This is a genomic window from Microcoleus sp. B4-C2 (genome assembly GCF_036705265.1).
In the GTDB taxonomy this organism is placed as follows: domain Bacteria; phylum Cyanobacteriota; class Cyanobacteriia; order Cyanobacteriales; family Microcoleaceae; genus Microcoleus.
The window spans coordinates 88,726-104,076 of sequence record NZ_JAUBUB010000004.1 but is presented as its reverse complement, the minus strand read 5'-3'; the positions used below and the strand labels follow the sequence as shown (position 1 = coordinate 104,076).

Below are 15,351 nucleotides of genomic sequence, written 5' to 3'. Positions count from 1 at the left end.
TTGACAAATGTGCCGATCGCCATTGTATACTGGCATCGCAATGCTAACCTTCGGCTGGTGGTCTGTCGGCATGGGTTGCTCTGTTTTATTTTACGATCAACTAATCAGGAATTTTAGACAAAGTGATCGATCGCGTCAACCACGACTTATTGAAGCTGCTACCGCCGGATGCTAAAGTCATTGTTGAAATTGGCTGCGGTATGGGCTCGACGGGCGAACAGTACAAGCTGATTAATCCCCATTGTCAGTATATTGGCATTGAATGCGATCGAGAAAAAGCTAAAATAGCAGTCGATCGGCTAAACTGGGTGACGGTAGCCGATATTGAAGAAATTGCCATCGAAAGTCTCGACATCGCCCCAGGAACCGTCGATTGTTTGGTTTTTGGCGACTTGCTACCCTATCTCAAAAACCCTTGGGAAGTCCTCAAGCAGTACAATTCTTTGCTGAATCCAGAGGGGCAAATTCTCGCCCGAATCCCTAATGTTCAATACTGGCGGCGGATTGTCAATCTGTTGCGGGGACAGTGGGAGAATCCCGACAACAAGATGCAGCACTGGTTTACCCTAGAAAGTATTAAATCACTATTTGCTCAAGCCGGATTGCAGGTTTATGAATTTCAAGGGAAGGGACACAAAACCGAAAATTTTGTCCAGTTTCAGCAATTGCTGCATCCAATGGTACAGGCTTTAGAGCTCACATCGAGCAGCTTTGCTACGGAAACCGGTGCTGAACATTATATCGTGCGATCGACCAAATCGACCCTACCTGCGCGCAGACTGCTGATTCAGACTATCATTATGGCTCCTACAGGGTGCGATCGTGTGCGAGTTTTGGAACCGGACAAATTTAGCGCTACAATTCCCGGTGTCCGCGCCGTATCCGGCGTGAAAAAAGCCGAGTTAATTCCGCCGCTGCCGGAAGAAGAAAAAGTCTTCATCTGGCAGCGGACAATCATGCAATATCCCGCGTACATTCCCCAAATCAAAGAACTCCTGCAACAAGGCTATTTAATAGTAGCTGAAATTGACGACAATCCCATCCGTCGCCGCGAATACGCCGACAATAATTACCTCAGCTATCGCGGCTGTCACTGCGTTCAAACTTCGACAGAACCGCTAGCAAAAATTTTGCGCCAATACAATTCAAATGTTGCCGTATTTCCCAATCAATTAGCCTATCTACCTCCGCCACGAATTTATCCGGCAGAAGATACAGTCACAATTTTTTTTGGTGCGCTCAACCGCGAAAAAGATTGGCAGCCGATTATGGCAGCGCTCAATCGAGTTTTAGTCGCACACAAGCACCGGATTCGAGTTAAAGTAATCCATGACCGCCGATTTTTTGAATCCTTGGAAATACAGCAAAAAGAATTTGAACCCTTTTGCAGTTACGAACGGTATCAAGAAATAATGTACAGTTGCGATATAGCTTTGCTACCGCTTGTTTCCAACCCGGTTAACGAAACAAAATCCGACTTAAAATTTATTGAATGTGCAGCGCGGGGAGTAGCGGTGCTAGCAAGTCCCACTGTGTACGAACATTCCATAGTCGAAGGTGAAACCGGATTGATTTATAGATATGAAAAAGAGTTTGAAACCAAACTAAATTCGCTAATTTCTGATACTTCTATGCGCCGGAAAATAGCGGCGAATGCTTACGAATGGGTGCGCGACAACCGCTTGCTGTGCGGGCACTACCGACAGCGCCGAGATTGGTACTTACAAATGCGGGACGAGTTGCCCCGTTTAAATGCTGAACTGCGCGATCGCCTGCCGGAGTTATTTGGTGACTAAGTGCGGTAAGATTTATAGGCTATTGTGCGATCGTTCTGTTTTATTGTTTAATTTCTAATTGTTACTCCACACCAATGCGAATTCTATTCACTATTGCTCACTTTTACAATCCCAGCGGCGACGGAAAACACGCTTCCCAGCGAAATGATCCGCAACCACGACTAAATGCTTTAACCGCTTGCGTGACATCGCTGCAAGCTTTATACGGCAAATCTCAGTCCATGATTGACATTCGCGAATGTGCAACTATCCCAGCAAATCAATCTCAACAGCACGAAATTGACATTGTTGTTTGCACTACTCAAGGTTATCATCTGTTGCCTCAACTGCCAGTGCAGCCCAGATGTTTTATGCACCACGCTACCAAATGCGAACCGCTGCTGTTGGGGTTTGAGTGTCAAGCAGTTTTGCGATCCTGTCTTAACAAATACGATTATTTCTGTTATTTGGAAGATGATTTAGTTCTGCATGACCCGTGGTTTTTTAGTAAATTAAAGTGGTTTACGCATCACGGAGGAAATGGGAATTTGCTGCAACCTAATCGCTATGAAATAGCGCCTCAAGGCGCGGTTTTTAAAGCATATATTGATGGTGATTTAGCAGCAACAGCTACTGCTAAGTTTCAAAATGTGGAGGAGCAGCGGCAGTTAAAGGGAAAAATCATGGAACAAACAGTCGCTTTTGAGCGGGCGTTGAATCCTCATTCCGGCTGCTACTTTTTGAATGCAGAACAGATGGCACACTGGGCTAAGCAGTCTCATTTTTTGGATAGAGATACTAGCTTTATCGGCCCCCTGGAAAGTGCGGCGACTTTAGGAATTATGCGGACTTTTAGAGTTTACAAGTCAACTCCTTCCTATGCTAATTTTTTGGAGATTCAACATTTTGGAGCGAGTTTTCTGAATTTGATTGGTAATAAGGTGAGGGTGCCGGAAGCAGGATGAGTTAAGATATTCAGGTAAGCTGCAATCCTTGAGAGGTGCATCTCACATCTTGCACCATTCTCAGGAACAGCCAAGATATTCTCATGAACAGGCAAGATGCCTGTTCCACAAATAATGAGTTTTCTTGTGGGGAGTAGGGGTTGGGCATCTTGCCCGCCCGTAAGTCCTACTATTTTACAGCAGTCAAAACATCGCCGATTTTAACTGTGCCGCTGTTGATAATTTTGGCTAAAACTCCAGTTTGTGCGTGACCGAATTCCTGTTGCAGTAAACTGAGTAGGGAAATATCCCGATCGCCCGTTTCTGGATTCACTTCTATATTGACACAGCGGCCGATTCGTGCTGTAACTTCTATACGCGCTGTTCCTAATTGAAACTGTTTTCCGATCAACTCAAATTCTGACCAAGCTGCCATACCTTCTAGCACAATGTTCGGGCGAAATCGGCCCACGTCAATGTTTTGAACAGCAATTTCTGTTAATTGGTCTAATGTGGCTTGACTGAGTAAAGAAATGTGTACGGGTTCTCGATCGGGATAACGAGTTTCGCCGCTGGTGTCGCCGACTAATTGCAAAGGTGCAAACTGCGGGTGTCTCGCTTCTTTTGTTGGTTCAATTGCCGCCAAATATTCGGTGAAAAAACTGCCAATGCGATCGCGCCCCGCTGCTGTGTTCGTTTCTGCCGATAAGACTGCAACTCCTTCACGCTTGACTGTTAAAACGGCAGTTTCCGGTTGATAATCGCATTCTAAAGCTGCTAACAAAGGCCAATCGTTTTGGACAGCAAAATGTTTTTTGCTCATCCAAGGCATATTTTGGGCAGGCATCTTTGCAGCTTCCAGATTATCTGCGAACATTAAGGCAAAAGCTCGATCGCCCTTAATTCCGTGTCCTGCTGTTAAAGCAAACTCTGACATTTCTTGCGGTGTCAGCCCTTTAATTGGATAAATAAATAACTGTTTTATTGTTGCAGGTATCATAATTTTTAGGAAGTTACTACAATTTTAACTCTCACTCTTATCCCCCCCTTTTTGTAGGGGCGGTGCTCCCGTGCCCGCCCCTTTTGTAGGGGGGCATAAGCTATTTCACAAACCTTAATAAAATTGCTATAAAAACCCGATTAAGCTAGCAATTCATAGCGGCGGATATCTGGAGGCCCAACGGCCAAACCGTCTAATTTCTGCACGGCGTCTTGAATGTGAGTTGAACCGAGATGTAGTTCGAGCAAATCTGCACTTTCCCACTCTTCAACATAGGTAAAATCTGTGGGATCGGCTTGATTTTGCAGGAGTTCGTATTTGATGCAGCCTTTTTCTTTACGAGTTGGTTCTATAATGCTCAGCAGCAGAGATTTAAGTTCTGCTACTTTGTCAGGAAAGGCAGCGAGGCGGGCGACTACTCGCAAGGTTGGTTGGGACATAGGAGAAAAAAGAAACAGATAGGACGATCGAACTTACCGATTTTTACTTGGCAAACTCAGCAAAAGACGATTTTACTTAAAATAACCTAAAGAGATCGAGCGGTCAACCGATTTTAGATTTTAGATTTTAGATTTTAGATTAAAGAATTGCAGCATTGACTTGCGCGAGATAAATACGTTCGGCAAGTTTCATCGGATACAGGTTTTTTATTTCTGGGTCCTGAGTCTGCTTTCGGAATGAATCACGTGGCGGGTATCCTGGATGCGAGGAGGTCAACCGCATTAAAATCAGCCCAGGACGCACTCAAGTCTCAGAAACCCGGTTTCTTGCCAAAGTCTTCGTTACTAAGCGCAGAGCGTCGTATAAACCGGGTTTCTTGAGATATTTTTGTAAATACCGAAGGAACTCAATCTTTGGGATAAAATCGCTTGTTTTCTGTAGAATATTCCCAGGCGAGATCCTCCGGGTCTTTTTCACGGCTCCATTGAGCAAACTCCGGCTTAAGTTTCCACTTGCCGATCGTAGTTGCGTGAACTTTGAACCTGCGAGAGAGTTCCGTCTGGGTAAAAGAGATTTTGGGCTTTTGAGGAGTCTTAGTTTGAGCAATGGGGAATAAATTTGGTTTTTTATCTTGTGCTTTTTCCCGATTTGTGGGAGGCTCTTGAACAGCTATTGCCACATTAGGTGTTTCGCTTGGAGTGACAGTTGGAGCTATTTGAAAATAATACAAAATTCCGCCTTGTTCCGTCACCTCAAAATCCGCTGCAAACTCAGAGGCTCGTTCGTCGAGATACTCTTGAACCTTTTCTCCGGGGAGTTTCGCATTCATCGCCAAATCCAAAGCCGTAACTCGCCCTTGATTTTCCTTGATCAACTTATAGAAAACCGAGTCTAAATGAGCGAGTTTATTTTTTTGCTGCTGCTGGTAGAGCTTGTAAGCCCAAGCAACGCCCGCTGTGGTGGCGATCGCCCAAAACATCTTTCCCGACTCGAAACTGGCAACCGCCGTCAAGGAAATAGGCAAAAGCAGGGTAAGATATCCCCAAATGCTTCCCTTCTTTAGGTTATTGCTGTTTTTGACCATAGTTCCTAAACAGGTAGGTAGTTTAGCTTAGTAGAGCGTGTCTGAATGCCGCGAAAGTTTTTCGACAGTCGATATATCGATCGGCCCGCTGACACACCCAAAAACGGATACTGTGCCGCGTACACTCGCCTTCTGGACAATCCCTAATTTTAGACCAAAGTTCCAGCTCCTTTAATTCAATGTCGCAAGTAAATCGAAAATTGAAAATCGAAAATCGAAAATCGAGTGACGCACTCTACGACAAAATCCCAGAATCTACTTTTTTTTGCAACCGAGGGTTCATGTACTTTTTTCGCAAACAGATTGCCATCCTGCTGATAGTTGTTGCTTGCTGTACGCTGACGATTAGTTGCAGCGATAGCCGAGCTGTCCAGTGTACTAAATTTACTGAAATTGTCAACAAAGGCAACGCTCTCATGGATGTTGATAAAGACAGCAACGATGCTGCAACGACCGACAGCTTAGCTAAAAATTTGAACCGGATAGCGAAGGAACTTGAAGATCTGCGAATAACAGATCCAACCCTCAAAGAAATTCAGGAGCCATCGGTCAAATCCTTCCAGGAAATTAGTCTAGCACTCGGCGACATAAGCAAAAGTCTTCAGGCTGGAAATCTCGCTTCTACAAGTATAGAAGGTCGAGTCCAAATCCAAACAGCTCAAGCAGATATTATTAGAGCCGGCCAACAGGCGAATCAAGCAGCAGCAAATCAAGACGCTTTGACTAGCAAACTGATTAATTATTGTAAGGGCGATCGCTAAAGGCTAAGAGTTTTGAGTTTTGAGATGGCCACGCAAACCCCAACAACCCACAGCGGGTGAATGAATTTGAGAAATGCGTCGCCTTCACCTACTATCTACCCCTTTGCAATTACCCAATTTAGTGATGAATTTCTAGATTCAAAATATAGCGACCGAGTTGCACTTTCTCCGACCACAACTCATATTCTAACCGCAAGTGATCCGGTTCCGGCTTTCCTGTCAGCGTCAAGTTGCGAGTGAAGTTGCGGAGTCGCAACTGTTCGGGAGTCGCCAAGGATTCACCCTGAAGCCAATAACGGCTCAGGCCGTACATTCCTCGTTCCCAGCAGTGGCGGTAACTATATTTGCCGTTTCCTTGCATGGTCATAATGACTCGATAGGGCGAAACTTCTAGCCAGAGCAACCGGGGTTTTGTAGTTGGGGGTAAAATTGTAACTGGCTCGGCAGATGCGTCGGAAACGTCGGAAAATTGGCGATCGATGATTGCTGGTTCATGCAACAACAAGTGAAAGCGATCGCGGTCTTTTTGATAAAGCGTAGCAGCGGTTTCAACGACTGACCACAAAGGTAAATCTGTGGAGACGAGCGATAAACTTACAGGCTTGCGGTGATGGGTCAGCATAAATAAAAGTTTAGGAGTTGTGGTGGATCGGGCAGTTTGAGATTTGAGATTTTAGACTTTAGATTTTAGATTGGCTGGGTTCCAAATTCCGGAGCTTTTGCTTAACAAAATGAAAAATCTACAACTCGCAATCGAAAATCTAAAATTGTTTAGTCACAATTCAATCATCTGGTCGATAACTCAGAGCTGGAGATGAAATCTAAGCAGATACACGGATAATATTTGTGAAATTAATGTAAAATCCGTGCCGTTGCGTCCGCACTCCCGTGTCGCCGACAACTGACAGCGGAGTCTCCGGGCGAGTTTAATCAGCCTTTAAGTTAACCGGACACATTGGGAAAAAACCCTAAGCCCGTACAAAAGACGACTGACTTAGGACTGAGAAAAAGGTAGGATAGCTAACGCCATCCAATCCTAGTTTATCTCAATGCAAGCTGACATTATAACTACTACGCTTCTTGACAAAAGCCAAACTTTAAGCATTCAAAAACCGGCATCGGGCTTGTCGCTGGTGGGGAGGATTCGAGTTCCGGGCGATAAGTCGATTTCTCACCGAGCTTTGATGTTGGGTGCGATCGCCCAAGGTGAAACTACTATTGAGGGACTACTCCTAGGAGAAGACCCCCGCAGCACGGCTAAATGTTTCTCGCTCCTGGGAGCCAAAGTTTCTGAACTCAACGCGGAACGGGTGAGGGTCCGGGGCGTCGGAATTGGCGAGTTAGAGGAGCCTGTGGAAGTCTTGGACGCGGGTAATTCCGGCACGACGATGCGGCTAATGTTGGGAATTTTAGCCTCTCATCCGGGGCGTTTTTTTGCGGTAACGGGTGACAGTTCTTTGCGATCGCGCCCGATGTCGCGCGTCATTAAACCGCTACAACTTATGGGAGCGCAAATCTGGGGCCGAAAGAGCAATTCTTTAGCTCCTTTAGGGATACTGGGACAGCAGTTAAAACCGATTCACTACCATTCTCCGATCGCCTCGGCTCAAGTTAAATCTTGCATTTTGCTCGCCGGTTTGATGGCGGAGGGAGAAACTACAGTCACAGAACCCGCTCTGTCGCGGGATCACAGCGAGCGGATGCTGCGAGCATTTGGAGCTCAATTGAGCGTCGATCCAGAAACTTGTAGCGTGACAGTCACTGGGCCGACACAACTGCGAGGACAGAATGTGATTGTACCGGGGGATATTAGTTCGGCGGCATTTTGGCTAGTTGCTGGGGCGATCGTCCCGGGTTCGGAACTCGTAGTCGAAAATGTCGGCGTCAACCCAACTCGTACAGGGATTTTGGAAGCTTTGGAAATGATGGGCGCCGACATTGAACTGCAAAATCAGCGAGAGGCGGCTGGGGAACCGGTAGCGGATATTTTGGTTCGTAGTTCCGGCCAATTGCGGGGATGCACCATTGCGGGCGACTTAATTCCCCGGCTGATTGACGAAATCCCGATTTTGGCAGTAGCGGCGATCTTTGCGTCCGGTACTACAATAATTCGAGATGCGGCCGAGTTGCGGGTCAAAGAGAGCGATCGACTGGCCGTGACTGCTGCCGAACTCAACCGCATGGGAGCTCAAATTTCCGAGTTACCCGACGGTTTAGAAATTACCGGGGGAACTCCTTTGACCGGCGCGGATGTTGACAGCTACACCGACCACCGAATAGCGATGAGTTTGGCGATCGCAGCCCTCAACGCCACAGGTATTACTAACATTCACCGGGCCGAAGCCGCTGCCATTTCCTACCCCGACTTTACCGCCACTTTGCAACAAGTTTGCCATCCAAATTAAGATTGGGCATTGGCCAAACAGGGCATTGGGCATTGGCCAAACAGGGCATTGGGCATTGGCCAAACAGGGCATTGGGCATTGGCCAAACAGGGCATTGGCCAAACAGGGCATTGGCCAAACAGGGCATTGGGCATGGGTTGCTGGTTACTTGTTATCGGTTATGGCTATAGCCTTACAAATAACAAATAACCACTAACTAATGACCAAGGACTAATGACTAATGACTAATGACCAATGACTAATGACTAATGACTAATGACTTCCTCTAAGAATCTTTGCCTACAACTTGTTCTTTTAAAGAATCAATTTCCGTTAACAACTCTTGGCGATCTGAAGCCTTGAGCAGATAGCGATAAACAAACCAACCCGTATATCCCATGCCAATCAACTCAAAAATGGGAGCTACCAAAGGGACATCATTAAGAGCACCTAAAACTCCCAGCATTACCTTAATACTAATACCGCCTGCCAAGATTAAACCAACTGTTATTAGGGGCTTTTGGTAGTCAGCAAAAAAATTAGAGAGATAGGCTGGAAGTTCCGACAAAATTGTAATAACTTGGTCTTTAATATCTTGGAACTGGCTGGCCGGTGTTTCTGTGGTGGTCACTGTAGTCATGACCCCCGGTTTGTCCTCCACCAGATCTACTGTCACGACTTCAGTGATTGTTTGTGCGTCGTCAGAAAAGTTAGCTTGTGTCATTGGATACTTACTCCGTTGTCAGGTAAAATTGCAGGCTGTGAATTGCTGCCAGTATAATTCTCCGGTAATTAGCACAGCATCCACGCTGCAGGGACTAATTGATGAGACTAAGGCAGAGTTTCACAAATTGCAAGCAAAAAGAACGATATGACTTGATTTTAAACAATTTCCCTCGTTGCCAAATCGGTCTTTTGACTCATTTTTTCACTTGAGCGAGGTCGATTTGATTCGGGCAAGGGCGTCCTTGTTCAAAGTCGGTGATATTGCCGATCGTGGTTTCGGCGATATTTTTCAAAGCTTCCTCGGTGAAGAAAGCTTGATGTCCGGTAATCAGGACGTTGGGGAAAGTCAGCAAGCGCTGAAATACGTCGTCTTGAATGACGTGATTTGACAAATCCTCAAAAAACAGATCCGTCTCTTGTTCGTAAACATCTAAGCCGAGGTAGCCAATTATACCAGACTTCAGTGCTTTGGTGACAGCTTTAGTGTCAATCAACTGACCGCGGCTGGTATTTATCAGCATCATCCCTGGTTTCATTTGCTCGATCGCCTCTGCACCGATTAAATGGTAAGTTTCCGGTATCAGCGGACAGTGGAGGCTGACAATATCAGAAGTGGCGAAGAGTTCCGGGAGTGCAACGTATTCCATGCCTATGGCAAGGCAATCTGGGTTTTGGTAAACATCGTATCCCAGCAGGCGACACCCGAATCCGTGCAGAATTTGGGCAGTAATTGCGCCAATTCTGCCTGTTCCGACAATTCCCACCGTTTTGCCGTGGAGATCAAAACCCAACAAGCCATCTAGGGCGAAATTGCCTTCGCGGACGCGGTTGTAGGCCCGATGGATTCGGCGGTTGAGGGACAAAATCAGAGCGACTGCGTGTTCGGCCACTGCGTAGGGAGAATAAGCCGGAACTCGCAGCAGAGTTAGATCTAAATCCTTCGCTGCTGCTAAATCCACGTGATTGAATCCGGCCGATCTCAGGGCCAGCAAGCGGACGCCTTTTTCGGCAATGCTAAGCAGCGTTTTCGCGTCCAAGGAGTCGTTCACGAACGCGCAAACGGCCGGAAATCCAGCAGCCAAAACGCTGGTTTCCAGGTTCAGACGCGGTTCAAAAAAAACTAAATCGTGTTTGCCGCCGACATTCGCTGCTTCCAGAAATGTGCGATCGTAGGATTTAGTGCTGAATACGGCTACCTTCATGATTTTTGCCTGCAAACCCAGTAATAGTTGGAAATTTTTTCCAGAGATCAACTCTAAATTTTACTAGAGCGCCGTTGCCCCAAACAACCCACTTTCCCTGATAAATATTGAATTTCGTAACAAGAGCATCTGTGAAGATACCAATTTTTTAGCTTTAGCACAACTCCTGCTTAATTTTTTTAATTTAATTGTTTAGACTGTAGTAAAGCGTGAGCGTTAATTGCTAAAATCTTAGGACAAACTCAGATGCGTAAAAAAATCAAAACAATAATTTATGAAATTTTAGAAACCTCAGACTCAAGCAATTTATACAGTTTAGCCGATGATGTTGTCATAACTTGTTTAATTCTGATCAACGTCGCAGCTTTTATTGCTTCTACTTCGCCCACATTGTCGCCAGAACACACATCGCTTTTGGTAAACATCGAAATTGTTTCCTCCTTAGTATTTACAATAGAATATATTTTAAGGCTCTGGGTGTCTACAGTCGATCGCAGATACAGCCACCCGCTTTGGGGAAGATTGAAATATGCTCTTACACCGCTAAGTTTGATAGATTTAATTTCTATCTTGCCTTATTATTTTTTGCTGTTGTTTCCTAGTTTTAAATTCGTTAATTTAATTCGTGTTTTGCGCTTGTTGCGCTTGCTAAAAATGAGCCGTTATTCAGAGTCAGTCAGAACTCTGGGAGCAGTATTGTACGCTAAGAAAGAGGAGTTGATTGCCACTGCATTTGCAGTTTTTATTCTGTTAATATTTGCCTCTAGCATCATGTATTTTGTTGAATACGAGGCACATCCCGAAGCTTTTGGCAGCATCCCCGATGCAATGTGGTGGGGAGTTGTGACATTAACTACTGTGGGTTACGGCGATATTTATCCAATCACTCCTTTAGGAAAATTGTTAGGAGCCATGTTAGCATTTTTGGGAATCGGAATTTTTGCGTTACCTGCGGGGATAATTGCTGGGGGTTTTTCCGAGGAACTACAAAAGAGAAAGCAGGAAAAAAAAGCTGAAAAATTAGAGGAATTTGCGAATTGTCAATCGGTCAAAATGCTGGCGGAAATCGAGGCCAGTTTTGAACAAAAGCAAAGGGCGATCGCACTTCACATCGAAAGTTCATCAGACTTGATGAAAAAATGTGTTCAAATTGCCAAACAGAAGTTAGGAAGTGAGTTTCAAAATGAACAAATTTTGCGCGATTTAGCTATTCATTTGTACAATGAAGCCGTTCGCAAATTCGAGCTTTAATTACAGATATACATTGCCTGTTATTGCCACCCCATCGTTACCATCACTTGTGGTTAGTTATCACTGCTTTATGTAATGAGTAATAGTCAATAGTTAATTACCAATCTGGTGGCAAATTGTAATATTCGAGAGTTGATTTATCTGCAAGCAAATCTTTGGTTTTTCTGTCAATTTTAATCTCACCATCCGCCAAAACTAAAGCCCTTTGAGTCGTTTTCCCGATCCAATTCAAATTATGAGAAGCGATTAAAATTACCTCGATCGGCAATTGGGACAAAACCTTAGCCAAATGACGCCGCCACGAGGGATCTAGTCCGTTGGTCGGTTCATCTAAGATCAAAATTGCCGGCTCTAATGCTAAAATTGCTGCCAAGGCTGCTAATCTTCTTTGACCTCCCGAAAGTTCATGGGCCGAACGGTTGGCAAATTCTACTAAACCAAATTCGTCTAATAGCGATAAAGCTCGATCGCGCGCAACTCCCGGCGGCACTCCGTAATTGCGTGGCCCGAACATAACATCCTCTAAAATAGTGGGCATAAATAGCTGGTCATTTGCATCTTGAAAGCAAAATCCAATCTGCCTCCGCGCCTGCGATAAAGTCGCCTCTTCCAGCTTTTTTCCCTGCACTCTAATCTCGCCCGCTTGAGGCATTTTTAATCCGATCAAGTTTTCGAGCAAAGTGCTTTTACCAGCACCTGTCAGGCCGAGTAGAGCAACTCTTTCTCCCGGTTGCAAAGTAAAAGAAATTCCCCTCAATATTGGCTTTTGATCGTGATATCCGAATACTAAATTTTCTACTTCGATTGTTGGCACGGATTTGAGTATAGTCAATTTTTATTTTCCTCGATTTTAGGATTAAGAGTATTTAACCGCAGAGAACACAGAGGGCGCAGAGAGGGGAAGGGAGAGGGCAAAAGGTAGAGGCATGAATTAATCAATTACCAATTCTACTCGTTCACAGGCTCTGCCTGGGAACGCAGATCGGGAGGCTCTGCCTCCAATTGTCCTCCGCAAGAAGCGAGGCAGAGCCTCTGGATATGGATTCCCAGGCAGAGCCGGGGAACCAGTTAAATGCCCAATGCCCAATTACGAATAACCGTAAGAAGCTGTTGTTAATCCGGCTGCGGTTAAAACTGCTAGTGTCAGCCAGATTCGCTCTTTAGGTGTTGATTTGGAGTCGGAGGGCAAACTTCCTTGATAGCCGCGAATTAGCATGGCTGCGTGTACTCTTTCTGCCCGATCGAGACTTCGCAAATAAAGCGCTCCGATCATGGAAGCACTGGCGTAGCGCAGCCATCCTCCGGTACCGGACAAGCCCCGGAGTTGGGCAGATATTTTCATGCGGTTGACTTCGGCTAGCAGGATTTCTAAGTATTGTGCTGTTAAAAGTACAATCTCTTGCAAACCTGCTGGTAGGGGCAATCCTTTGAGGGCGATTCCGAAACTGTGGGGTGGCAAAGTTAGCAGAAAACTGTTCATAATTAGCAAGCAAATTAGGGAACGCAGCAACAAAAAACTGGCGCGTTCCCAACCTTGGGGCAGCACTAATAAGGAGAGAAAAACCAATTCTGCTCCCAACAGTTGCGCTAGGGTTCGCACGGGAGCCCTGAGCCAAAACGACCAAAAAAGTGCGATCGCCCCATAAATTCCCAGCCACAGCCAAGCGCCTGTCTTCAGAAAACCCATGCCAATCACAATTGTGAGAGACACTCGCAATCGAAAAGGTATGGAGAGTTTAGACATCTTTAGGTTTTACCACCAACTGAGCAATCCCAAAAGCCGCGCCGAAGCTGAAGGCAGACCCTAAAAGTCCAGCAATGCTAGTACCAATCGGCTGTTCTTCTAATCCTTTAACTGTGTAATCTGCTAAAGGAGTGGGATTTTCGATCGCCACAGCTTCTTTATCTTTAAAGCCGTATTGTTCGGCTACCGCTTCTAACCCGTCAGGCCAACTTGAAGCAAACAGTGAAAGCACCCCCGAAATTAATAAAACTCCGATTACTGGCACTACCCATTTCTGCAATTGTGGCTGTTCTCCCGGCAGTAAATCCGGCCGCACTTTGACGAGATAAGTTAAAACTCCACCTGTAATTACCCCTTCGCCAATGCCGATTAAAATATGTACGCCTACCATTGCTGGCAGTGCAATATTCAGGCCTACTGTTCCAGAAATGGCCAGGGCGATTGTGCAGCAAATAGAAGCAGCAACGACGCTGATGGCGGCGGCGATGCCCGCGGCGAGGGGCAAACGATTTCGGGAACCTCCCAAGAGTTGCTGCAACGGTTGCAACAGCCACCAGCCCACCCAAATGCCAACTAGCCCTATGAAAATATTGGCCCCCAGGGCGGTGATGCCCCCATCGGCAAATAACACGCTCTGAATTATAACAACCGTGCTCATGGCCAAAGTTGCCGCCCAAGGGCTTCCCAAAACGACGGATGCGAGCGCCCCTCCCAACAAGTGCCCGCTGGTGCCGCCGGCTACGGGAAAGTTGATCATCTGGGCTGCAAACACGAAAGCTGTGGTTAAGCCCATGACTGGGGCTTGTCGGAGTCCCAGACTGGCGCTGGTTCGATTTAGGGCAACTGCGATTGCTGCTGCGCTTGCTATGCCGGTGGCAATGGCTACTGGCGGTGAAAGGAAACCATCGGGTATGTGCATTGATGTATCCAAACGAGAGAAGTTCCAGCCCTTTAGTCAACTATTTTTTACAAAAATTTACTATCCCCTGTGGGGGTATTTCTGCGATCGAGCGATCGGGGGAGTTGCGGCGGGCGATCGCTTATGGGATATAGATTAGCGCCTCATGGGCAGAATTTCGAGGATGAGAAATTTTACATTAAATAATCCTGAAGAATTATTCGGATAACCGACCACCCGCACATTCAAGCTTTTTGATAAGAATTATCAATGTTTGTTTACAGATTCAACTGCCAAATGTATTTACCATCAAGCTCAAGCAAGAATTTAAAAAAAATATCAAGAAAAAACTGAAAATCCCTAATTGGTTTTATTCCCACTCTTGAGAAGAGCTTACATTAAATTTTTGACAATCAAGCATCCAGGATACAAGCCCCGGATTCATTCCGAAAGCAGAATCAGGACCCAGAAATAAAAAACCTGTATCCGATGAAACTTGCCGAACGTATTTATCTCGCGCAAGTCAATGCTTTAATCTAAAATCTAAAATCTAAAATCTAAAATCGATTGACTTTTCCCATCGCAATGTGGCGCGTTAGGGAACATCTCATATTTGTAAAAACACTTCTTCTGGCTCCTTCCTTCTTCCTCTTCCCTCCTGCCTCCTGCCTCCTGCCTCCAAACTCCAATTTTTAGCTTTGCTGCTTTCATTGAGATGCTCCCGCGCGTTAGCCAAAAATAAATGTTTCGCGGTTTTCATGTCAAGTCTTTGACAATGGAGAGGCAAAATCCCGCTAATGCTGTTGCTAAGGGGTGGCCTAACCAGCTATTGCGAGTAACAGTCCGCTTCCGGCTGCAAATAATTCCAGTTTAGCTGTTGACAACCCCAAAAATTTGCCTGACAAGTCTCCAGAGGTTGTACCTTTCACTAATATGTCTACTGAAACGGCTATGGCAAGTAGGGCTACAGATAATACTCTCCAAGCTGTACCTGTATCAGCAGCCCAGCAGAAAGTTTAGGCGGTAGATGGAACAAATCAGACAGCAGAAATTACGGCGTAAAACTAGATGAGTTAACTCTGAAACTGTACGATCGCATCGATGGAAGTTGGCAAACTAGCCCTACATTCAATCAAAATCT

The 15,351-nt window shown here is 45.7% G+C and carries 18 protein-coding genes; 7 read left to right on the top strand and 11 right to left on the bottom strand.

Annotation, left to right across the window (positions count from 1 at the left end; all coding sequences use genetic code 11):
• The first annotated feature begins 122 nt into the window (after positions 1-122).
• Both QUB20_RS02845 and QUB20_RS02840 read left to right on the top strand, forming a co-directional pair.
• Positions 123-1,796, top strand: coding sequence for a methyltransferase domain-containing protein (locus QUB20_RS02845; RefSeq protein WP_333243149.1), 1,674 nt, complete (start codon positions 123-125; stop codon positions 1,794-1,796).
• A gap of 74 nt (positions 1,797-1,870) precedes the next feature.
• Positions 1,871-2,740: a calcium-binding protein gene (locus QUB20_RS02840; protein WP_333243146.1), complete on the top strand. Its 870-nt coding sequence runs from the start codon at positions 1,871-1,873 to the stop codon at positions 2,738-2,740.
• A 10-nt stretch (positions 2,741-2,750) separates the two neighbouring features.
• Here QUB20_RS02840 and QUB20_RS02835 read toward each other — a convergent pair whose 3' ends face one another.
• The 4 genes from QUB20_RS02835 to QUB20_RS02820 all read right to left on the bottom strand — a co-directional run bounded on the left by QUB20_RS02835 (position 2,751) and on the right by QUB20_RS02820 (position 5,244).
• Positions 2,751-2,888 (bottom strand): hypothetical protein, encoded by a 138-nt coding sequence (locus tag QUB20_RS02835; protein ID WP_333291147.1) that lies wholly within the window; start codon positions 2,886-2,888, stop codon positions 2,751-2,753.
• Positions 2,889-2,909: 21 nt separating this feature from the next.
• Positions 2,910-3,719 carry an MOSC domain-containing protein gene (locus QUB20_RS02830; protein WP_333243143.1) on the bottom strand — a complete coding sequence of 270 codons (810 nt, stop codon included), beginning with the start codon at positions 3,717-3,719 and terminating at the stop codon, positions 2,910-2,912.
• Positions 3,720-3,859: 140 nt separating this feature from the next.
• Positions 3,860-4,159 carry a putative quinol monooxygenase gene (locus QUB20_RS02825; RefSeq protein ID WP_333243140.1) on the bottom strand — a complete coding sequence of 100 codons (300 nt, stop codon included), beginning with the start codon at positions 4,157-4,159 and terminating at the stop codon, positions 3,860-3,862.
• A 407-nt stretch (positions 4,160-4,566) separates the two neighbouring features.
• A complete protein-coding gene (locus tag QUB20_RS02820; RefSeq protein ID WP_333243137.1) occupies positions 4,567-5,244 on the bottom strand; it encodes a hypothetical protein in 678 nt (225 codons plus the stop codon).
• A 281-nt stretch (positions 5,245-5,525) separates the two neighbouring features.
• On the opposite strand from QUB20_RS02820, the gene QUB20_RS02815 reads away from it, so the two are divergent.
• On the top strand, positions 5,526-6,005 hold the full coding sequence (locus QUB20_RS02815) for a hypothetical protein (protein ID WP_333243134.1): 480 nt from the start codon (positions 5,526-5,528) through the stop codon (positions 6,003-6,005).
• A gap of 118 nt (positions 6,006-6,123) precedes the next feature.
• On the opposite strand, the gene QUB20_RS02810 is transcribed toward QUB20_RS02815, so the two are convergent.
• Positions 6,124-6,627, bottom strand: a complete 504-nt coding sequence (locus tag QUB20_RS02810; RefSeq protein WP_333243131.1) for a hypothetical protein — start codon at positions 6,625-6,627, stop codon at positions 6,124-6,126.
• A 427-nt stretch (positions 6,628-7,054) separates the two neighbouring features.
• Here QUB20_RS02810 and aroA point away from each other — a divergent pair, with 427 nt between their 5' ends.
• Positions 7,055-8,410 (top strand): 3-phosphoshikimate 1-carboxyvinyltransferase, encoded by a 1,356-nt coding sequence (gene aroA, locus QUB20_RS02805; RefSeq protein ID WP_333243128.1) that lies wholly within the window; start codon positions 7,055-7,057, stop codon positions 8,408-8,410.
• Positions 8,411-8,675: 265 nt separating this feature from the next.
• Here the strand turns inward: aroA and QUB20_RS02800 are convergent, their stop codons facing one another.
• Positions 8,676-9,113, bottom strand: a complete 438-nt coding sequence (locus tag QUB20_RS02800; RefSeq protein WP_333243124.1) for a CAAD domain-containing protein — start codon at positions 9,111-9,113, stop codon at positions 8,676-8,678.
• A 196-nt stretch (positions 9,114-9,309) separates the two neighbouring features.
• On the bottom strand, positions 9,310-10,317 hold the full coding sequence (locus QUB20_RS02795; protein ID WP_333243121.1) for a 2-hydroxyacid dehydrogenase: 1,008 nt from the start codon (positions 10,315-10,317) through the stop codon (positions 9,310-9,312).
• A 246-nt stretch (positions 10,318-10,563) separates the two neighbouring features.
• Here QUB20_RS02795 and QUB20_RS02790 point away from each other — a divergent pair, with 246 nt between their 5' ends.
• Positions 10,564-11,568 (top strand): ion transporter, encoded by a 1,005-nt coding sequence (locus QUB20_RS02790; protein ID WP_333243118.1) that lies wholly within the window; start codon positions 10,564-10,566, stop codon positions 11,566-11,568.
• Positions 11,569-11,665: 97 nt separating this feature from the next.
• Here the strand turns inward: QUB20_RS02790 and QUB20_RS02785 are convergent, their stop codons facing one another.
• From QUB20_RS02785 to QUB20_RS02775, 3 genes are all read right to left on the bottom strand, one after another.
• On the bottom strand, positions 11,666-12,400 hold the full coding sequence (locus tag QUB20_RS02785; protein WP_333243115.1) for an ABC transporter ATP-binding protein: 735 nt from the start codon (positions 12,398-12,400) through the stop codon (positions 11,666-11,668).
• Between the two features lie 255 nt (positions 12,401-12,655).
• The gene (locus QUB20_RS02780; protein WP_333243112.1) at positions 12,656-13,312 is read right to left on the bottom strand and encodes an energy-coupling factor transporter transmembrane component T; all 657 of its coding nucleotides are present in this window, start codon (positions 13,310-13,312) and stop codon (positions 12,656-12,658) included.
• The gene (locus QUB20_RS02775; RefSeq protein ID WP_333243109.1) at positions 13,305-14,231 is read right to left on the bottom strand and encodes an energy-coupling factor ABC transporter permease; all 927 of its coding nucleotides are present in this window, start codon (positions 14,229-14,231) and stop codon (positions 13,305-13,307) included. Before QUB20_RS02775 ends, QUB20_RS02780 begins: the two co-directional genes overlap by 8 nt.
• On the opposite strand from QUB20_RS02775, the gene QUB20_RS02770 reads away from it, so the two are divergent.
• A complete protein-coding gene (locus tag QUB20_RS02770; RefSeq protein ID WP_333252564.1) occupies positions 14,231-14,365 on the top strand; it encodes a hypothetical protein in 135 nt (44 codons plus the stop codon). The genes QUB20_RS02775 and QUB20_RS02770 overlap by 1 nt on opposite strands.
• 452 nt (positions 14,366-14,817) lie before the next feature.
• Here the strand turns inward: QUB20_RS02770 and QUB20_RS02765 are convergent, their stop codons facing one another.
• A complete protein-coding gene (locus QUB20_RS02765; RefSeq protein ID WP_333243106.1) occupies positions 14,818-14,970 on the bottom strand; it encodes a hypothetical protein in 153 nt (50 codons plus the stop codon).
• Between the two features lie 134 nt (positions 14,971-15,104).
• Here QUB20_RS02765 and QUB20_RS02760 point away from each other — a divergent pair, with 134 nt between their 5' ends.
• Positions 15,105-15,230, top strand: a complete 126-nt coding sequence (locus QUB20_RS02760; RefSeq protein ID WP_333237244.1) for a hypothetical protein — start codon at positions 15,105-15,107, stop codon at positions 15,228-15,230.
• Positions 15,231-15,351 lie beyond the last annotated feature (121 nt).

Coding starts and splice junctions, on each gene's coding strand:
- QUB20_RS02840 (WP_333243146.1), top strand. CDS start 1,871: ATGCGAATTCTATTCACTATTGCTCACTTTTACAATCCCAGCGGCGAC.
- QUB20_RS02835 (WP_333291147.1), bottom strand. CDS start 2,888: ATGCCCAACCCCTACTCCCCACAAGAAAACTCATTATTTGTGGAACAG.
- QUB20_RS02830 (WP_333243143.1), bottom strand. CDS start 3,719: ATGATACCTGCAACAATAAAACAGTTATTTATTTATCCAATTAAAGGG.
- QUB20_RS02825 (WP_333243140.1), bottom strand. CDS start 4,159: ATGTCCCAACCAACCTTGCGAGTAGTCGCCCGCCTCGCTGCCTTTCCT.
- QUB20_RS02820 (WP_333243137.1), bottom strand. CDS start 5,244: ATGGTCAAAAACAGCAATAACCTAAAGAAGGGAAGCATTTGGGGATAT.
- QUB20_RS02815 (WP_333243134.1), top strand. CDS start 5,526: ATGTACTTTTTTCGCAAACAGATTGCCATCCTGCTGATAGTTGTTGCT.
- QUB20_RS02810 (WP_333243131.1), bottom strand. CDS start 6,627: ATGCTGACCCATCACCGCAAGCCTGTAAGTTTATCGCTCGTCTCCACA.
- aroA (WP_333243128.1), top strand. CDS start 7,055: ATGCAAGCTGACATTATAACTACTACGCTTCTTGACAAAAGCCAAACT.
- QUB20_RS02800 (WP_333243124.1), bottom strand. CDS start 9,113: ATGACACAAGCTAACTTTTCTGACGACGCACAAACAATCACTGAAGTC.
- QUB20_RS02795 (WP_333243121.1), bottom strand. CDS start 10,317: ATGAAGGTAGCCGTATTCAGCACTAAATCCTACGATCGCACATTTCTG.
- QUB20_RS02790 (WP_333243118.1), top strand. CDS start 10,564: ATGCGTAAAAAAATCAAAACAATAATTTATGAAATTTTAGAAACCTCA.
- QUB20_RS02780 (WP_333243112.1), bottom strand. CDS start 13,312: ATGTCTAAACTCTCCATACCTTTTCGATTGCGAGTGTCTCTCACAATT.
- QUB20_RS02775 (WP_333243109.1), bottom strand. CDS start 14,231: ATGCACATACCCGATGGTTTCCTTTCACCGCCAGTAGCCATTGCCACC.
- QUB20_RS02765 (WP_333243106.1), bottom strand. CDS start 14,970: ATGAAAACCGCGAAACATTTATTTTTGGCTAACGCGCGGGAGCATCTC.